General features: G+C 46.2%; 14 protein-coding genes. 8 read left to right on the top strand and 6 right to left on the bottom strand.

Annotated features, from left to right (window positions below; genetic code table 11):
* Positions 1-41 precede the first annotated feature (41 nt).
* The 5 genes from ACT6NV_RS09980 to ACT6NV_RS09960 all read left to right on the top strand — a co-directional run bounded on the left by ACT6NV_RS09980 (position 42) and on the right by ACT6NV_RS09960 (position 6,642).
* Positions 42-539, top strand: coding sequence for an RNA polymerase sigma factor (locus ACT6NV_RS09980; RefSeq protein ID WP_445384308.1), 498 nt, complete (start codon positions 42-44; stop codon positions 537-539).
* A gap of 81 nt (positions 540-620) precedes the next feature.
* Positions 621-2,288, top strand: a complete 1,668-nt coding sequence (locus tag ACT6NV_RS09975; RefSeq protein ID WP_445384307.1) for a formate--tetrahydrofolate ligase — start codon at positions 621-623, stop codon at positions 2,286-2,288.
* 225 nt (positions 2,289-2,513) lie between these two features.
* Positions 2,514-3,026 carry a hypothetical protein gene (locus ACT6NV_RS09970; protein ID WP_445384306.1) on the top strand — a complete coding sequence of 171 codons (513 nt, stop codon included), beginning with the start codon at positions 2,514-2,516 and terminating at the stop codon, positions 3,024-3,026.
* A 159-nt stretch (positions 3,027-3,185) separates the two neighbouring features.
* Positions 3,186-4,097 carry a FecR family protein gene (locus tag ACT6NV_RS09965; protein WP_445384305.1) on the top strand — a complete coding sequence of 304 codons (912 nt, stop codon included), beginning with the start codon at positions 3,186-3,188 and terminating at the stop codon, positions 4,095-4,097.
* Entirely contained in the window at positions 4,078-6,642 is a 2,565-nt protein-coding gene (locus ACT6NV_RS09960; RefSeq protein ID WP_445384304.1) for a TonB-dependent receptor, read from the top strand. Before ACT6NV_RS09965 ends, ACT6NV_RS09960 begins: the two co-directional genes overlap by 20 nt.
* On the opposite strand, the gene ACT6NV_RS09955 is transcribed toward ACT6NV_RS09960, so the two are convergent.
* Positions 6,639-7,526, bottom strand: coding sequence for a Brp/Blh family beta-carotene 15,15'-dioxygenase (locus ACT6NV_RS09955; RefSeq protein ID WP_445384303.1), 888 nt, complete (start codon positions 7,524-7,526; stop codon positions 6,639-6,641). The two genes, ACT6NV_RS09960 and ACT6NV_RS09955, sit on opposite strands and share 4 nt — an antisense overlap.
* Before the next feature lie 99 nt (positions 7,527-7,625).
* On the opposite strand from ACT6NV_RS09955, the gene ACT6NV_RS09950 reads away from it, so the two are divergent.
* Positions 7,626-8,351 (top strand): bacteriorhodopsin-like, encoded by a 726-nt coding sequence (locus tag ACT6NV_RS09950; protein WP_445384302.1) that lies wholly within the window; start codon positions 7,626-7,628, stop codon positions 8,349-8,351.
* A 58-nt stretch (positions 8,352-8,409) separates the two neighbouring features.
* Here ACT6NV_RS09950 and argS read toward each other — a convergent pair whose 3' ends face one another.
* Complete coding sequence (argS, locus tag ACT6NV_RS09945; RefSeq protein WP_445386686.1) at positions 8,410-10,194, bottom strand: arginine--tRNA ligase; 1,785 nt, start codon at positions 10,192-10,194, stop codon at positions 8,410-8,412.
* Between the two features lie 231 nt (positions 10,195-10,425).
* Here argS and ACT6NV_RS09940 point away from each other — a divergent pair, with 231 nt between their 5' ends.
* On the top strand, positions 10,426-10,854 hold the full coding sequence (locus ACT6NV_RS09940) for a hypothetical protein (RefSeq protein WP_445384301.1): 429 nt from the start codon (positions 10,426-10,428) through the stop codon (positions 10,852-10,854).
* A 36-nt stretch (positions 10,855-10,890) separates the two neighbouring features.
* Positions 10,891-12,318, top strand: a complete 1,428-nt coding sequence (locus ACT6NV_RS09935) for an SDR family oxidoreductase (protein WP_445384300.1) — start codon at positions 10,891-10,893, stop codon at positions 12,316-12,318.
* A 9-nt stretch (positions 12,319-12,327) separates the two neighbouring features.
* Here ACT6NV_RS09935 and ctlX read toward each other — a convergent pair whose 3' ends face one another.
* From ctlX to ACT6NV_RS09915, 4 genes are all read right to left on the bottom strand, one after another.
* Positions 12,328-13,260 (bottom strand): citrulline utilization hydrolase CtlX, encoded by a 933-nt coding sequence (gene ctlX / locus ACT6NV_RS09930; protein ID WP_445384299.1) that lies wholly within the window; start codon positions 13,258-13,260, stop codon positions 12,328-12,330.
* 125 nt (positions 13,261-13,385) lie between these two features.
* Positions 13,386-14,300: a dimethylarginine dimethylaminohydrolase family protein gene (locus tag ACT6NV_RS09925; RefSeq protein WP_445384298.1), complete on the bottom strand. Its 915-nt coding sequence runs from the start codon at positions 14,298-14,300 to the stop codon at positions 13,386-13,388.
* 73 nt (positions 14,301-14,373) lie between these two features.
* A complete protein-coding gene (locus ACT6NV_RS09920; RefSeq protein ID WP_445384297.1) occupies positions 14,374-15,657 on the bottom strand; it encodes a citrate synthase in 1,284 nt (427 codons plus the stop codon).
* A 110-nt stretch (positions 15,658-15,767) separates the two neighbouring features.
* A complete protein-coding gene (locus ACT6NV_RS09915; RefSeq protein ID WP_445384296.1) occupies positions 15,768-17,303 on the bottom strand; it encodes a glycogen synthase in 1,536 nt (511 codons plus the stop codon).
* Between the last annotated feature and the right edge of the window lie 75 nt (positions 17,304-17,378).

The following is a 17,378-nucleotide window of genomic DNA, read 5'->3' as shown; positions in this document are numbered from 1 at the left end:
TGAAAAACGGAGCACCCTGATATCCCTGAAAAAAATTTATTATGGATAACGTTTGCGATGACCGGGTATACAGCCAGTTGTTCCGCACCCATTCTAAAACGATATTCAACTTCATATATTATAAGTTCGGCAATGAGGAAAAGGCCTATGACGCGGTTCAGGAGGCCTTTGTAAAACTTTGGGAGAATTGTGCTAAAGTGGCACCCGACAAGGCCAAATCTTATGTTTATACGGTAGCAAACAATTTATACCTGAATGTGATCAAGGCTGAGAAGGTCCGGCTGAAGCACGCACAAGAGAATACCAACACTTCAAATGAAACTCCCGAATTCCTGATGCAGGAGAAAGAATTTAAGGCAAAGCTGGACGCTGCATTGAATGCCCTGCCGGAAAACCAGCGAACCACCTTCCTGCTCAATCGGATCGACGGAAAGAAATATGCGGAAATAGCAGAAATGGAAGGGGTGAGCGTAAAAGCCATTGAGAAACGAATGCACCTCGCACTAAAATACCTAAGGGAACATATTGATGGTATTTAGGAGCTAGCGGAAACTGCAGGCTGATTCAGTCGATTTTTAGTACCTTATCTTTTGTAATCAAATTTATCATCAAAACCAACTATGACCGACCTTCAAATATCCCAAAGCGTTGCGCAAAAGCACATCCGTGATATTGCGTCCAAACTGAACATCCCTGAACAACAGCTCGAATATTACGGATCCAACAAGGCAAAGCTCCCTTTATCCCTTATTCAGCAGAAAAAAGTGGACAATGCCAATCTGATACTGGTCACAGCCATTACCCCTACCCCTGCAGGCGAGGGGAAGACTACTGTTTCCATCGGTCTGGGAGACGGATTGAACCATATTGGCAAAAAAGCCCTTACTGTAATTAGGGAACCCAGCCTGGGGCCCGTTTTTGGGATTAAAGGTGGGGCCGCAGGGGGCGGCTGGAGCCAGGTAATTCCAATGGTTGATATTAACCTGCACTTCACAGGAGACTTCAATGCCATAGAAAAAGCGAATAATCTGCTGGCTGCACTGATCGATAATAACATTCAGGCCCGGACGGGAAACCTGGGGATTGATCCCAGGACAGTTTTATGGAAGCGCTGTATGGATATGAATGACAGGGGGCTGCGGAACATCATAGCTGCCCTGGGGGGTAAAGCAGGGGGCGTCCCAAGGGAAACAGGTTTCAATATCACGGCCGCATCCGAAATCATGGCCATTTTATGTCTGAGTGAGAATTTTGAAGACCTTAAAAAGAAATGTGGGAACATCTACCTGGCCGACAGCTGGGATGGGAAGCCCATTTACGCCCGCGACCTTAAAGCCGAAGGTGCAATAGCAGTCTTGCTGAAGGATGCCATTAAACCAAACCTGGTGCAGACCCTGGAGGGAAACCCGGCCATTATTCACGGCGGACCATTTGCGAATATAGCTCAGGGCACCAATTCCATTATCGGGACCAAGATGGGGATGTCCCTGGCAGATTATGTGGTAACGGAAGCCGGGTTTGGAGCGGATTTGGGAGCCGAAAAATTCATGAACATCAAATGCAGGACGGCAGGTATTTCGCCGAAGGCAATCGTTTTGGTGTCAACCATCAGAGCCCTGAAGTACCATGGCGGTAAACCTCTGGCTTCCCTAACGGAAGAAGATACTGATGCCCTTCGGGCCGGCTTACCGAATCTGGAGCGCCATGTGAGCAGTTTAAAAACCTTTGGTATCCCTATAGTTGTTGCCATCAATAATTTTAAAAATGACACGGATGCTGAGCGCCTATTGTTGCAGGAACATTGTGAAAAGCTGGGTGTTTCCGTTGCGATTAGCGATGGATGGGCCAATGGGGGAAAGGGATGTGCTGCCCTGGCAGAAAAAGTGGCAGAGGCAGTTGCTGGCTGTAAGGCTACCTTTACACCCACTTATTCCCTGGAAGACAGCCTGCGTACCAAGATGGAAAAAATCTGTCAGACCATTTACGGGGCTAAACACGTTATCCTTTCCAATAAGGCCAAACGGCAACTAAAACGCTTTGAAGAACTGGGATACGCCGGGCTGCCGGTTTGTATGGCCAAAACACAAAAAAGTCTGAGCGATGATGAGAAACAATTAGGGCGGCCGGAGAATTTTGATATCAACATCCGCGAACTGGAGATTGCGGCCGGGGCCGGATTTATCATTCCCATTGCAGGCAATATCCTCCGTATGCCGGGACTGCCCGCACATCCTGCCTCAGAGCAGATAGAAATAGACAGAAATGGGGAAATCAGCGGCTTATTTTAGCAAATAACCCCTGCAATAAGGCTAAAAGCAAGCAACTTTTACAGACCCGGTAGTCGGTTATCTTCCACCAGATCAGCCTTTTATACCGTTGCTCGTAAAAATGGGCACTTTTACCGAAATTTGATCGACCAACAACACTGTTTAATCGATCCATGCATAAATTTTCCTACATTTAGAACCCTTTATGCATTGCAAATGCAGTGCACTGAGGATTTTATTTACTAAATGATGCGCCCCACTTACGATCATTTAAATACGCTGGATAATCCGCAACTGATGGAAATAGTCAAGAACTATAGACTTCACGGTTATCCGGAATCCATGCGCTCCAGGGCCCTTCAAATCCTGGAATTGCGCGGAATGGATCAAACCCTGCTCAGAAGGCTGGGTTATTTGAATAATCGTCAATATGAAGCAGCCCTTAAACCCTATCTGTTATTTCGCAGAAATTCCAAGATTGGGTTTGGTATATACCTCTTCTTCTTATTTCTGATGGGCCTAAGTTTTCTGACGGAACCCAACCTGTTAATCTCTATCCTGCTGCTCAGTAGTTTTTTAGGCTTCGTTAGCTTCCTGCTATTGTCTTTCGAATCGCAGGATCGCTTTTTCAACAATATTGGAAAAACAGGCGGTTCAGGAAGTGCTCTGGTTTTTTTCTTTATGGGGATGCCACTCTATTTCCTGATGTACTATCACTTTAAAAATATAATGCGGCAGGAACTCCTGGACCTGCCCTGATTTTTAGAGAATGCCCGGCTAGTCCCCCGAAATCCCGATCTGCTGAACCATCGGAAAGTTCATTTTGATATCTTTACAGTACCCTTTGCAAAAAAAATTATCGATAAACGGTAGGGTTTTTATTAATTGGATTGTTTTATAGGGGTAAAGGCAAAAGCCATGAAGGAAAATTACTTAGCAAAATGGTTGAATAACGAGCTTTCCGAAGCGGAGCTGGAAGAATTCCGCAAGTCGGAAGCTTTTAGCACCTATGAGCTGATTGCAAGGGCTTCAGCCCGGCTGCAGGCTCCGGAATTTGACTCTGAAAAGGCGCTGAATGAACTCAGGGCGAAAAGAGCTTCCGGCTCTTCCAAAGTCATCCGAATGCGGACACCCGGATACTGGCTTAAAATTGCAGCGGCTGTGATAGTGCTGATTGCAGTACCTTATTTCTATATCAATTCACTTTCCGAAAGGATTCAAACGGATTATGCCCAAAGGACTGAAGTTCAGCTCCCGGATGCATCCGAGGTAATCCTCAATGCAGGTTCCAGCCTTTCTTTCAGCGAAAAGAAATGGGATGAAAACCGAAATGTGCGATTGGAAGGGGAAGCTTATTTTAAGGTTGCCAAAGGAAAGAAATTTACGGTGCAGACCAGGCAGGGAGATGTTACGGTACTCGGTACACAATTCAATGTGGTCCAGCGAGATGATATCTTTATAGTTCGATGCTATGAAGGCCTGGTAAGGGTAGATCATTTGGATAAAAACATAGAACTGCCTGCAGGCAGCAGCTATCGTTTTGTGAACGGGCGAGCAGAGCAATCTGATCAGCTGGCTGCAACCGCTCCAAGCTGGATTAATGAGGAAAGCAGTTTCCAAAGTATGCCGCTGTCTTATGTGCTGGGTGAATTGGAAAGGCAATACAATATAAAGGTGATAACCAAAAACGTTGACCTGCAGGAGGTTTTTACCGGTACGTTCAGCAACACAAATTTGAATTTGGCGTTACAAAGTATAAGTGCCCCATTACAACTGGAATATAGTATAAATGGGAACAAAGTGCTTTTATATGCCAAAAACACTCCCTAAGGTTCGCAGCCTTTGGCTGATCCTCATAATTAGCAGCTTCCTGGCAATGCGGGGGCAGGATGCCTCCGATAGTGGTGCCCGGGAACTGGTCCCTCTGATCCAACTTCTGGAAGAGCGATACGAGGTCAAATTCTCTTACGCAGATGAAGACCTTGAAGGGATATTGGTATATCTGGATGCCTCCGGACCGCTGGAGCAGATATTAGAGGAACTTCGCCAACAAACCCAACTGCTCATCCGGCAATTAAATAATCGGTACTATACGATCTCCAAATCCACAACTGTGGATATATGCGCAACGGTCCTGGATAATTTTGAGAATAACAGCATTCCGGGGGCCACAGTTGAAGTTATGGGCAGCAGTATAGCCGTAACAACCGCTTCAGATGGCTCTTTTTCCCTAAAAGAAATTCCCAGAAAGGCCACCTTAAAGATTCGATACCTCGGTTATAAAACACTGTATATAACAGCAGACCGCCTGCTCAGGAATAATCCCTGCACCACTTTGATGCTGTCGGTACTGTACCAGCAGCTGGACGAAGTTATTGTCTATAAGTATTTAACTTCCGGGCTATCCAAACAATCGGACGGGAGTATTCTGATGAAACCGGGAGATTTTGGCCTTTTACCCGGCCTGACCGAGCCGGATGTGCTTCAAACCATTCAAGCCCTTCCGGGAATCAAGAGCATAGATGAAACGGTATCTAATATCAATATCCGCGGCGGTACCAATGACCAGAACCTCTTGTTATGGGATGGAATACAAATGTACCAGTCTGGCCATTTCTTTGGGCTCATCTCCGCGTTTAATCCTTATTTGACAGAAGAAGTAAGCATCATAAAAAACGGATCCAGCGCACGGTATGGAGGAGGGTTGAGCGGAATTATCCGCATGCAGACCTATGACGAAGTACAGAGGAATTATTACGGTGGGGCAGGTATTAACCTGATCGGAGGAGATCTGTATGCCCATATTCCACTAAGCGATCGTCTGGCTTTTCAATTTTCTGCCCGAAGATCCGTCACCGATTTTTTAAATACTCCTACCTATTCTGAATTTTTTGACCGTGCCTTCCAGGATACAGAAATAAGTGGTCCGGGAAGCGTCAATACGGATCGCATAGCGAGCAGGGATGAGAATTTTTATTTCTATGACTTTAGCGGGAAAGTATTGTACGACCTGGGGGATCGCCACAAACTAAGACTGAACTTTCAGAGTGTTACCAATGACCTGACCTATTCCGAAATCCTCTCGGCCGATGACAGCGAAAATCGTTCGAATCTGGATCAGACCAATCTCAGTTTTGGTGCCAGGCTCAGCAGCAACTGGAGCCAGGACCTCAGCACCCGGATATTGATCTACCATACCGAATACGAATTAGACTCCGATGTGTTTTCTGAGAGCAGCGGGCAGGCGCTTTTTCAATTGAACCAGGTAAACGAAAATGCCCTGAAAACAGAATTGAGCTATCGTTTCAACAATCAGTTAAGATGGCTTGCCGGGTATCAGTTTTTTGAAACGGGTATCACCAATACCACTCGGGTAAACCTTCCGTTTTTTGAAAGTAGTATCAAGAACCTCTTGTACACCCATGCCGCATTTACGGAATGGCAATACAACGGCCCCGGTAAAAAATTATTGGGTACCGCAGGGCTGAGGTTAAATTACCTGCAAAACCCTGGGAATTTCGATGAAGTATACCTGGAGCCACGCTTGAGTTTGGGGTATGCCATTTCAGATGCCTTCCGGCTGGAGGTGCTCGGGGAATTGAAAAACCAGGCCACGCATCAGATTATTGATCTGGAACAAAACTTTCTGGGTATTGAGAAAAGGCGGTGGGTATTGGCGGATGGAAGTTCCCTTCCGGTTGCCAAAAGCAAACAGGTTTCCGCCGGACTGCATTTTGACAAAGGCCATTGGTTGGCTGGCCTTGAAGTTTTTTACAAGGAGGTTGACGGGATTAGTACAGATACACAGGGGTTTCAGAATGAAAATCAGTTCAGCGGAGAAATTGGGCGTTATCGCGTTAATGGGATAGAGGCCCTGCTCAACTACAAAAGCGAACAATGGAGCAACTGGATCAGTTATGCCTTTAATCAGAATAATTATACTTTTGAAGCCTTGCAACCTGCCACGTTCCCCAATAACCTGGACATTCGGCACACCCTGACGCTGGGCTCGAATTACACCTATGATAATTTTAAAATTGCGGTTGGCCTGAATTACCGTACCGGCAAACCCTTTACCGAGCCACAGCCTGCCCCAAACGATATCAATTCCACAGCCGTCCCCGCACGGATAAATTTCCAGCCGCCCAATAGTAGTCGCCTGCCGGATTACCTCCGGATGGACGCCTCCCTTGTTTACAGCTTCAGGCTTTCAGAAGGCATACAGGCAAATGCCGGGGCTTCTGTTTTAAACCTGAGTGGTCGAAAAAATATCCTGGATACCTACTTCCGCCTGAACGATCAGGACGAAATTGAGCGGGTTGAGAACATCTCACTTGGACTGACCCCCAATCTGAGTTTCCGTATCCGTTTTTAGTCCTGATACAACCTGGAAATAACCAACACGTGTGGAAAGGTGATGGCCGCAAGGAAAGAAAAAAACAAGGGCAAAAACTCCGATTCACTATCCCTGAAATACAGGAAGGCTGCAGCAAGGGTGACCAGCGCAGCAACCCAATAGATAGCTGAGGTCCTTAAATACTTTAGTGCTGCGTTCAGGTTTATTTTCCCATATAGCTTTTTGATCTGGTCTGCCAGGGAAGGGATGGAATGCCAGAGGATAAAATAGATGGCAAAGGCCCAAATCAGGGAAGCGGTGTGAAAAACAATAAAAAACACTGCCAGCAGAAACAACTCAAAGGGCAAAAATTTCAAAAGTTTTTTCCATTCAATACTAAAAAGCAGCGCGATAAGAAAGAGGCCCAGGAACAAAAGTGCCACCCATCCGAATAGCTGCCCCGATAGCTGGTAATTCGCAATCTCATTAATTACCTGGGTGACCTGTTCGGAATGGGCCATAAAAAGTGTATTGAGAACCACCATCCCGTAGCTGAAAAAAGTCAGTTTGCGAAGCGGTCCCTTGCGAAGTGGGCGATCGATCCAGTGCTGTTCCCCGAAGTGGTAAGCACTAAAAAGAATAAAAAATAAGAGTGCTGCTATAGGAAGGATGTAAAACAACAGGGCGCATATCAAGACAAAACCGATATACAGCAGTATTATTCCATAGGGAGGGAGGAGCCGCCGGCTGCCTTTTTCACTTCTGAGGATATGTATGTCATTGGCTCCGTGTACAATACCAAAGCTAAAAATGAGGATAAAGGCCAGCCACTCCTCTACCTGGTCACTAAAAAAAATGGAGACCCACAAGAAGAAAAAGGTCAAAACGATCATCCCATTTCTTAAATCTGCAATCCTCAACATACTATTTTATGATTGTTTAAATATTTTATGATTTTTTTAAACAAAATCTGTTTAACATTATTTAAATTTACTTAGACAAATCAAATAAAACTAATTATTATGGAGCTTTTAACTAATTTCTCGTGGGTGGCGAAGATAGCTACTGACGATTATGTCGGGTTTACCTTCTTCGTTGGCTGTATGGCCATGATGGCTGCCTCGGCATTCTTCTTCCTATCCATGAACTCCTTTGACAGGAAGTGGAGAACTTCTATCCTGGTCTCAGGGTTGATTACTTTTATCGCTGCCGTACACTACTGGTACATGCGCGATTACTGGGCCTCTTTTGAAGAATCACCTACCTTTTTCAGGTATGTGGACTGGGTTCTTACCGTACCGCTAATGTGCGTGGAATTCTTCCTGATTCTTAAAGTGGCCGGAGCCAAGCGTTCCCTGATGTGGCGTCTTATTTTCCTCTCAGTGGTAATGCTTGTAACGGGTTACTTCGGAGAAGCCGTAAATCGCGACCAGGCCTGGTTGTGGGGATTGGTTTCCGGAATCGCCTACTTCGCTATCGTTTACGATATCTGGCTGGGATCTGCCAAAAAGCTTGCAGAATCTGCAGGTGGTGCTGTACTGAGTGCTCACAAAACGCTGTGCTGGTTTGTACTGGTAGGGTGGGCAATCTATCCGATCGGATATATGGCCGGAACTCCAGGATGGTATGAAGGAATTTTCAGTGGTCTGGACATGGACGTAATCTACAACATCGGAGATGCGGTAAACAAGATTGGTTTCGGACTGGTTATTTACAACCTGGCTGTAAAATCGTCCGACAAGGCTTAAGCCTGAACTTACAATTGCTATGAAAAGAGAAAAGCTTCCCGTAATGGGAAGCTTTTTTTTACATGCGCTCAGGAACCTGTATCCCCAGTAAGCCTACTGCAGAAGCGATAACCTCCCCAACTTTTTTAGAGAGCTGGGTCCTGAAGTTCCTCAGGCGGGTATCCGGCTCCGCAAGGATTGGAACCTGCTGGTAAAAAGAATTGAAGTCTTTAACCAGATCATATGTATAATTTGCAATCAGGGCCGGGCTGTATTGCGCTGCGGCAGCCTGGATAAGTTGTGGGAATGCTTCGAGATCCTTTAATAACTGCTTTTCCTTATCCTGCAGGCCTTCAATTTCTTCTGCTAATACGTTTGTATTAAAGTCAAAATCTGCCTTTCGAAGTATGGATTGGATACGCGCGTAGGTGTACTGTATAAAAGGGCCAGTATTTCCCTGAAAATCCACGGATTCTTCCGGGTTGAACAAGATTCGTTTTTTGGGATCTACTTTCAGAATGTAGTACTTCAGTGCACCCATCCCAATCATATGATACAATTCTTTTTTCTCAGCCTCCGTATACCCTTCCAGTTTTCCCAGTTCGGCGGCTATGCTCCCGGCTGTTTCGGACATTTCTTCCATCAGGTCATCGGCATCCACCACTGTTCCTTCGCGGCTCTTCATTTTCCCGCTGGGTAAATCCACCATCCCATAACTGAGGTGATACAGGTTTTCAGCCCAGGAATACCCCAATTTCTTTAAAATCAGGAAGAGCACTTTAAAATGGTAATCCTGTTCATTCCCCACAGTGTAAACCATCCCGGTTATATCCGGATAATCCTTTACCCGCTGTATGGCTGTGCCGATATCCTGTGTCATATATACGGCAGTACCGTCAGAACGCAAAACAATCTTTTCATCCAGCCCTTCATCAGTAAGGTCTATCCAAACACTCCCGTCTTCCTTTTTGTAGAAGATTCCTTTTTCCAGGCCTTCCGCTACAACATCTTTTCCCAGCAAATAAGTATTGCTTTCGTAATACAGCCGGTCAAAATCTACCCCCAGGTTTTTGTAGGTTGTTTCAAAGCCGTCATATACCCAGCCATTCATCATATTCCAGAGCGCAACCACTTGCGGATCAGCCGCTTCCCATCTCCTCAGCAATTCCTGTGCTTCTTTTAAAATAGGTGCTTCCCTTGCGGCCTCTTCTTCAGACATCCCCCTGGATTTCAGCTCCAGCATTTCATCCTTGTAGGCACGGTCAAATGCAACATAATAATTTCCGACCAGCTTATCGCCTTTAAGACCACTACTCTCGGGGGTTTCCCCCTTTCCAAATCGCTTCCAGGCAAGCATGCTCTTACAAATATGGATGCCCCTGTCATTGATTATCTGGGTTTTATATACTTTTTTCCCGGCCGCTTTCAGGATTTCAGCTACCGAATACCCCAGTAAATTGTTCCGTATATGACCCAGATGCAAAGGTTTATTGGTATTTGGCGAGGAATATTCCACCATAATGGCCTCATTCTGCCCCCCGCTGACATATCCATACGATTGGTCTGTCCGGATCCCGTTAAAGAAATTGAGATAATAGGTGTCGCTGATTACCAGGTTTAAAAATCCTTTGATAGTATTAAAAGCCACTACTTCCTTAACCTCCCTTTCCAAATACTCACCCACCGCGTTACCGATTGCTGCCGGATTTCCTTTCAGGAGTTTGAGCATTGGGAAAACCACTACCGTAATATCCCCTTCAAACTCCTTCCGGGTTGGCTGCAATTCAACAGATTGGAGCGAGATATCGTAGATGGCTTCAACAGCTTCCTTTACCTTTTGTGTTATCAGGTTTTCCAAATGCATTTCAGGTGAATTAGAAGCTGCAAAATTACAATTTTTCATCCGTATTCGGCTTTTACCCGGTTCATTTCAAGGTTTTGGCCATTTTGGCTACCTTTATAAAAAAAGCTATGACCTCAAAGAACATTTCGCCTGATACCGTGCTTTCCGGCAAAGCCACAGCACAACCGAGGCAGGACTTCGCGTCTTCCGATCCGAAAGGAATATTTCGCATAATTTTCCAAACCCAGAGTTATGCTGGTTAATGTATCCTATAATAACCGGGAAGTCACTCAAAAAGTGGACCAGCTGGTTGGGAAACCTTTTACCCTCAGAAAGCGCTGGGACATGAAGGGAATAGGGTCTCCCAAACTTTTCATTACTGCGGCCAGTGTGGAAATAAACAATTTATTGTTACTGGATAACAATCGCAATAGCTGCAATGTGGAACTTCGTCCTGAAGGTATTATCGTTCGGTTCCGCTCCCTGCTGGAGACTTTTGCCCTGGTTATTCCGTATTACAAGTTGACTTTATATAAAGGGGATCTGGGCATTTACAGCATCTATATGGACCATCATTTTATCAAAGTGGAGGCCGATACCAAGGCGGTTCAGAAGTTCTTTGTAAAACTCCTGGGGTACAAGGCGGATTACTCAGCCCAAAGGCAGGATCCATTACCATAACCCGAACTTCCGGGATAAGCTGACAATATTTAAAGGATGAAAATACTACTCACTGGAGCCAATGGTTATATCGGAATGCGATTGCTTCCGCAACTCCTCGATGAGGGCCACGAAATAGTCTGTGCTGTCCGGGATGAAAAGCGCCTCTCCATTGACGCAGAAACCCGATCCCAAATTAGCGTAGTTGAAGTCGATTTTCTTAAAGAGCCCGAAAGAGACAGAATCCCGGAGGATATTGATGCTGCCTATTACCTGATCCATTCGATGAGTTCTTCCACTTCTGATTTTGACGAGCAGGAGGCACTGGCTGCAGAGAACTTCAATGCCTACATGGATTGGGTGCGCCCAGAGCAGGTAATTTATCTGTCTGGAATTGTAAATGAGGAGAAACTCTCCAAACATTTAAAATCCCGTAAAAATGTAGAAGACATTCTCTATACCGGTCCCTTTTCACTAACTGTCCTGCGCGCAGGTATTATTGTAGGTTCGGGGAGTTCCTCTTTTGAAATCATCCGTGATCTCTGTGAAAAACTGCCCGTTATGATCACCCCGAAATGGGTGCTTACCAAAACCCAGCCCATAGCTATCCGGGATGTAATCCGTTTTCTGACCGGGGTCCTGGGCAATACGGACACCTATAATCAATCCTTTGATATAGGTGGGCCGGATATACTTACCTACAAGGAAATGCTCCAGGTCTATGCGAGGGTCAGGGGATTTAAAAACTGGATTTTTACGGTACCGGTAATGACACCCAAGCTTTCCTCCTACTGGCTGTATTTTGTTACCTCCACCTCCTATAAGCTGGCTGTGAATTTGGTCGATAGCATGAAAATGGAAGTTATCGCCCGGGATAATAAGCTGCAGGACCTCCTTGGCATAGAAACCCATTCCTATGCTGAGGCAATCGATATGGCCTTTAAAAAAATCGAACAAAATCTGGTAGTAAGCAGTTGGAAGGACAGCATGATCAGCGGGCGGATGAGCAAAAATCTGGAAAAATATATACAGGTGCCGAAGTACGGAGTGCTCACTGATAATAAATCAATGAAAATTGAGGACCGGGAGGCTGTTCTGCAAAACATCTGGAAAATCGGGGGAGAAAATGGCTGGTACTACGGAAACTGGCTCTGGAAAATTAGAGGCTTCCTGGACAAACTCAGTGGAGGGGTTGGCCTGCGACGCGGCCGGACCCATCCGGATCGCATTTATACCGGTGATTCCCTGGATTTCTGGAGGGTATTGCTGGCAGACCGCAAAAAAGCACGGCTCTTACTCTTTGCCGAGATGCGGCTACCGGGGGAAGCCTGGCTGGAATTCAGAATAGACGAAAACAATGTCCTGCACCAAAACGCTACCTTTCGCCCTAAAGGCCTGAGAGGACGCTTATACTGGTACAGCATCCTGCCCCTGCATTATTTTATATTCGGTGGGATGATTCGCAATATTGCTAAAACAAACTAAGCCGGGGACTTAATCCTGCCGGGGCAGGAATACTTCTGCCATCATACATCGGGCACTACCGCCTCCACAGGTCTCTATAGTGGTGAGCGGGCTGTATACAATCCTGGAGCCTTTTTCCAATACCGAGAGTTGGTCTGGGCGCAGCGATTCATAAGCCGCCTGGCTCATCACCAGCAGGCGCTCTTCATCTTTACCCAGAACCTGTAACATGTTTCCGGCGAACTGGTGCATTTGTGCCTCTGTGATATCCACCACTTTTTTACCGTCCATTCGCAGGTGGTCCAGCACATTCTTCCGTTCTTTCTTATCGTCGATTGAATCCAGGCAGATCACGGCAAAATCCTCCCCCAGGCACATCATTACATTAGTGTGGTAAATAGGTAATCTTTTCCCGTCTACAGACTGGTTGGCCGTAAAAATCACCGGGGTGACCTCAAAATCCTCACAAAATTCAATGAAAAGCTCTTCATCTGCCCGGTCCGAGAGGGCGCAATACGCTTTCTGGTGTATCCTGTCCATCAAAATACTTCCGGTAGCCTCTAAAAAGACGCCTTCTTCTTCTGCAGCTGTATAATCGATTATCTGCTTAATCTCAAACCCCTGCTCCTCCAAAAGATCAAAGATGTCCATCCGGCGCTCCTTTCTCCGGTTTTCTGCATACATGGGGTAAATGGCAACCGTACCGTTCTGGTGGAAGGAAACCCAATTATTCGGGAAAATGGAATCCGGGGTATCGGTCTCCAGCCGATCTTCCACCACTATCACGTTTACGCCGGCCTCCCGCAGTATTTTCACAAAAGCATCGAATTCTTCCTGGGCCCGCTGGTTGATCTGGGAATTGCGGAGGTCCAGATCTTCCTGGAAAAAATTATTTACGGCCGTTTGTTCATTCATTCTGAACTGCACCGGACGTATCATTAAGATGGTATTGGTAATTTGCATTAATGCCTGAAATTAATGCGTTAAATGTAGGTATTTCTTAAGGTTTTACACTACTAATTTCACCCTGAAATAAAGTAAAATGACAGGGGCTGACCCGCCCACAATCCTGCAAATTGCACAATAGGTCAAACCCGCTCAAGAGGGAGCGTGCTGCAGCGCAATAAGCCTTCCTGTTTGGCAATTTCAGAATAAGGCACCTCTTCTACTTTGAGGCCTCTGGAACGCAACCAGTTGTTCAGACGGGTAAAGGACTGCTCCGATACCACCACCTCAGGGGAAATTGAAAAAACGTTGCTGAACATGCGGTACATTTCCTCTTTGTCTATTTCAAAAACCTTGTCCGGGCCAAAATAGTTCCGCAACCATTGGTATTGCTCTTCCAGGAGAAAACCATTTTTATGCAGAATACACATATCTTTCCCGACCGGTTGAAAGCAGCAATCCAGGTGGAGTGCATTTTCACGGGCATTTGTATTGGATTTGCGAAGTTCAAAAGATTTAACAATGCGATGCGGGAATTGTTCCTGTAAGTAGGCAACTGCCTCTTTGTTGGTCCGGGCCGTTATATAGTCCGGATAATCAGGAGCCGAGTAGGTTCCCACAAAAAGGTATTCATTCCAGGGCATCACATCCCCGCCCTCCACATGAACTGCTTCAGGGGGGGTCAGGATTTGATCGGAATCGATACGATCCAGAACGTGTACAATGGCCTCGAATTCCCTTTCCCGCTCCGGAAGAATGTTTGCCTTCACCAGTTTATCATCTACCACAAAGGCTATATCCCTCGAAAAGATCTGATTACAATCTTCAATAACCTCAGGCCTGAAAACTTTTACACCATGCCGTTTCAGCACTGCTGCGAAAGCTTCCATTTCACGAACCATATCGGCCTCCCTGGGATAGGTGCCGGCCAGGATGTGCTCCAGGGATTTCGGGTCGTAGGCTTCCTCAGGCCGGGGTACGGGGCCATTACTCTCTGCTGTACCCAGTACCACCGCTTTAAGCTGGGCGGTTTCATCTTTGATGTTTAAATCTATCATGAAGCTTTAATTAAACCCGGAAAATTAAAAAAAGGGGCTGCGTACAGTCCCTTTCTGATCATCTGTGCTGATCTTAACGATCACTCAGTTTCTTAAACGGACGATGGTTTTCTCCAATATAAACCTGTCTGGGTCTTCCGATTGGTTCCGATTTCAGACGCATTTCACGCCACTGGGCGATCCATCCCGGCAATCTTCCCATTGCGAACATAACGGTAAACATTTCAACAGGAATATCCATAGCCCTGTAAATAATCCCCGAATAAAAATCCACATTCGGGTAGAGTTTCCGTTTTACGAAATAGTCATCTTCCAGGGCTTCTTTTTCAAGTCCTTTGGCAATGTCCAGAATGGGATCTTCAATCCCCAGGTCTCCCAGGACTTCGTCAGCCGCCTTTTTGATAATCCGGGCCCTGGGATCGAAATTTTTATAGACTCTGTGGCCAAAGCCCATCAGGCGGAAGGGGTCGTTTTTGTCCTTGGCCTTTTTCATGTATTTCTTGGTGTCTCCCCCGTCTGCATGTATGGCCTCCAGCATTTCAAGAACAGCCTGGTTGGCACCACCGTGCAGCGGGCCCCAGAGCGCTGATATTCCAGCAGAAATGGAGGCAAAAAGCCCGGCATGGGAAGAGCCCACTATGCGCACCGTTGAGGTAGAGCAATTCTGTTCATGGTCTGCATGCAGGATAAGGAGCTTATCCAATGCATCTATTACTATCTTGTTTTTCTGGTACTCCTTATTGGGCCGCTTGAACATCATCTTATGGATGTTTTCAACGTAGCCCAGGGAATCGTCCCCGTAATCCAGAGGCAGTCCCTTTTTCTTGCGGAGTGTCCATGCCACCAAAACGGGAAACTTGGCCAGCAATCGCACAATGGCATGGTACATGTCTTTTTCAGAAGACACATTTACCGAGGTAGGATTAAAGGCGATCAGGGCAGAAGTCAGGGAAGAAATCACTCCCATGGGATGGGCAGACTTGGGAAAGCCGTCCAGGATTTTCTTCATTTCTTCGTCTACGTGGGATTCGGCCTTGATGTCGTGGTCAAATTTGGCCAATTCTTCCTTATTGGGAAGTTCTCCGAATATCAGCAAATAGGCAACTTCCAGGAAATCGGCCTTTTCAGCAAGCTCTTCGATGGAATACCCCCTGTAGCGCAAAATCCCTTTTTCACCGTCCAGAAAGGTAATGGCGCTCTCGCAGGAACCGGTATTCTTATATCCCGGATCTATAGTGATCATCCCTGTAGAAGCACGAAGGGTTTTGATATCTATAGCCAATTCATTTTCTGTTCCCTTTATTACGGGAAATTCAAAGGTTTTATCCTTGTAGCTCAGGCTTGCTTTATCTGACATGCGTAGAATTTATTTTTTAATTGAAAGTCCTGTAAAAATACGAAAACACTCCCGTTTTAACAATTCATGCAGCCGCTATTTCAGGCATTTCAACAAGACCAAAGGAACCCTTATTCGGTATACAGTTTTTCGTAGTATTCATCCACAGATTTCTTCCAGGTGAAGCGCATACGGGCGGCATTTTCACGGATTTGCTGCCAGGTTTCCGGCTCATTGAAATACAGGTCCAGGGCCTGGTTGAGGACCTCCTGCAGGTTCTGAAGTTTTTCGGCATAGGTATCCCCGCCGAAAAGGAAGCCCGTGCGCATATGTTCGATTGTATCTTTCAGCCCGCCGGTAGCATGGGCCAGACAGGGGTTGCCGTTTCGCATGGAAAGCATCTGACTGATCCCGCAGGGCTCAAAAAGGCTGGGCATCAGGTAGAGGTCCGTCTCCAGGTACATAGAGTCAATAAGGTCTTCCGATTGCCCGTTTGTAAATATAAAATTGGGATATTCGTAACTGATTTCACGAAAGAGGGCCTCGTAATTGGGATCCCCGGTTCCCAAAAGCATAAAGATACCGTCTACTTCTTTCAGCCTATCCAGCATTGCTTTAAATACCTCAGGAGAATTTTTAAAGAAGTAAAACTTCTGTTCTGTCAGACGGGCCACGCTGGAACAAATGAACTTTGGAGGGCGCAGCAGCAGTTCGATCACCTTTTCTCCCGTATGGGCCAGAAAATCAGCCTTGTACTTTTTTGATTCCTCCTGCAGCCAGCCAAAAATTGCGCGGATGGTATTGGCATACAGCGATCCTTTCTCAGCAGTCCGGATATTCTGATAGTTAGAGCCGTTGAGAATACCAAAAAGCCTGCCTTCCTCAAAGGCCGTCTGCAAATCTGATTCCAGCCCTTCTCCTCCAATAAATTCAGGGGGGCGGCTTGGTTGCATGATATCCTCCATATAGGAAGGAGAAACCGTATGAACGGCATCGGCAAACCGTATCCCCACCGCCATCAGGTTGATACAGTCCGGATAGCGTATATCCAGCAGGGCATCCGGCGAATAGTCCATTTGAGGAAACCAGGTTTTCAGGGAGGAGTAATTATCGGCAAAAGGACGGATTCCCTGTATAGCCAGGTTGTGAATACTGTAAACAAATCGCAACTTGCGAAGAGCCTGATACTGTTGATGAAATTTTCGCAAAACCAGCAGCATGCTGCTGTGCCAGTCATGAAGGTGAACTATCTGAATGCCCTTGAAGATATCTGCCCGCAGGCATTCGGCCACGGCAGTACAGAAGATGGTATATTTAATGGCATCTGTATAAAAGGGTTCTTCAGGGTCATTGTGATAGATATGTGCGATATCACCCCCCTGTATTTCCGGATGGTGAATAACAAAGTGCCTGATCCCGGGAACCACCTTTTTGGGAGGAACTTCGTAAACTTCTACTTTATAAGACGTGCCCCTTAGGGGAACCTCCAATTCGGACAACAGCGTTCCGCTTTTATGCAAACGACCATAAGCAGGCACAACCACGTCTACCTGGTCGCCTCTGGCGGCAATCTCCCTGGGAACATCGCGTACCACATCTCCCATGCCCCCGGCCTTGCAGGCCGGAATGGCGTCGTTCTCCGCAGAAACAAACAAGAAGCGTTTCATCCTTTAGTATTAAAGGGTAAGTATAAAAAAAAGGCCTTGAAACACAAGGCCTTTTAAATATAAAGTTTCCCTAAA

Source organism: Robiginitalea insularis (assembly GCF_052497835.1).
Note: the sequence above shows the minus strand (reverse complement) of the source record. Positions and strands in the feature narration are given on the sequence as shown.

Bases quoted from the DNA above. Each gene is read 5' to 3' on its own strand.
- argS (WP_445386686.1), bottom strand. From the start codon at position 10,194: ATGCATTTGGAAAACCTGATAACACAAAAGGTAAAGGAAGCTGTTGAA.
- ACT6NV_RS09980 (WP_445384308.1), top strand. From the start codon at position 42: ATGGATAACGTTTGCGATGACCGGGTATACAGCCAGTTGTTCCGCACC.
- ctlX (WP_445384299.1), bottom strand. From the start codon at position 13,260: ATGCAAATTACCAATACCATCTTAATGATACGTCCGGTGCAGTTCAGA.
- ACT6NV_RS09940 (WP_445384301.1), top strand. From the start codon at position 10,426: ATGCTGGTTAATGTATCCTATAATAACCGGGAAGTCACTCAAAAAGTG.
- ACT6NV_RS09920 (WP_445384297.1), bottom strand. From the start codon at position 15,657: ATGTCAGATAAAGCAAGCCTGAGCTACAAGGATAAAACCTTTGAATTT.
- ACT6NV_RS09960 (WP_445384304.1), top strand. From the start codon at position 4,078: ATGCCAAAAACACTCCCTAAGGTTCGCAGCCTTTGGCTGATCCTCATA.
- ACT6NV_RS09975 (WP_445384307.1), top strand. From the start codon at position 621: ATGACCGACCTTCAAATATCCCAAAGCGTTGCGCAAAAGCACATCCGT.
- ACT6NV_RS09950 (WP_445384302.1), top strand. From the start codon at position 7,626: ATGGAGCTTTTAACTAATTTCTCGTGGGTGGCGAAGATAGCTACTGAC.
- ACT6NV_RS09965 (WP_445384305.1), top strand. From the start codon at position 3,186: ATGAAGGAAAATTACTTAGCAAAATGGTTGAATAACGAGCTTTCCGAA.
- ACT6NV_RS09955 (WP_445384303.1), bottom strand. From the start codon at position 7,526: ATGTTGAGGATTGCAGATTTAAGAAATGGGATGATCGTTTTGACCTTT.
- ACT6NV_RS09935 (WP_445384300.1), top strand. From the start codon at position 10,891: ATGAAAATACTACTCACTGGAGCCAATGGTTATATCGGAATGCGATTG.
- ACT6NV_RS09925 (WP_445384298.1), bottom strand. From the start codon at position 14,300: ATGATAGATTTAAACATCAAAGATGAAACCGCCCAGCTTAAAGCGGTG.
- ACT6NV_RS09915 (WP_445384296.1), bottom strand. From the start codon at position 17,303: ATGAAACGCTTCTTGTTTGTTTCTGCGGAGAACGACGCCATTCCGGCC.
- ACT6NV_RS09970 (WP_445384306.1), top strand. From the start codon at position 2,514: ATGATGCGCCCCACTTACGATCATTTAAATACGCTGGATAATCCGCAA.